The organism is Maritimibacter sp. 55A14 (assembly GCF_003122205.1).
Classification (GTDB): domain Bacteria; phylum Pseudomonadota; class Alphaproteobacteria; order Rhodobacterales; family Rhodobacteraceae; genus QEYE01.
In genome coordinates, this window is the sequence record NZ_QEYE01000070.1 from 1 (window position 1) to 733 (window position 733).

General features: G+C 59.9%; 1 protein-coding gene. It reads left to right on the forward strand.

Annotated features, from left to right (window positions below; all coding sequences use genetic code 11):
• Positions 1–14: 14 nt before the first annotated feature.
• Positions 15–733 (forward strand): IS5 family transposase gene (locus tag DDZ14_RS19220; RefSeq protein ID WP_109426577.1). Its coding sequence is split into 2 segments (ribosomal slippage), with 720 coding nucleotides annotated over them: positions 15–336 and positions 336–733; the frame shifts between segments, so codons are not numbered across the junction. This gene is flagged as partial in the annotation.

Sequence of the window (733 nt, forward strand, 5' to 3'; positions counted from 1 at the left end):
GGGGGGGGGGGACGATGAGCAATCTATTCTGGTTGACCGACGCGCAGATGGCGCGGCTTAGACCTTACTTTCCAAAGAGCCATGGCAAGCCAAGGGTCGATGACCGGCGAGTGCTGAGCGGGATTATCTTCATTAACCGCAACGGGTTGCGGTGGTCGGATGCGCCTCGGGAATACGGTCCGCCGAAGACGCTGTACAACCGCTGGAAGCGATGGAGTGATATGGGTGTCTTTGCCCGGATCATGGCCGGGCTGGCCGCCGAAGGTAGGGATCGCAAGACCATCATGATTGATGCAACCTACCTCAAGGCGCACCGTACGGCCTCCAGCCTGCGGTTGAAAAAGGGGGGCGTGGTCGGCTGATCGGGCGAACCAAGGGCGGCATGAACACGAAACTGCATGCCGTCACCGACAGTATCGGACGCCCGATCCGGTTCTTCATGACGGCTGGTCAGGTCAGTGACTACACTGGCGCCAGGGCTCTGGCGAACAGCCTGCCACCGGCCGATTGGCTGCTGGGAGATCGCGGATACGATGCGGATTGGTTCCGTGAAGCCCTTGTAGACAAGGGAATAAAGCCCTGCATCCCTGGACGAAAGTCACGCGACAAGCCTATCCGATACGACAAGCGCCGCTACAAACGACGCAACAGGATCGAGATCATGTTCGGACGCCTGAAGGACTGGCGTCGCATCGCCACCCGCTACGACAGAAGCCCGACGGTTTTCCTCTCA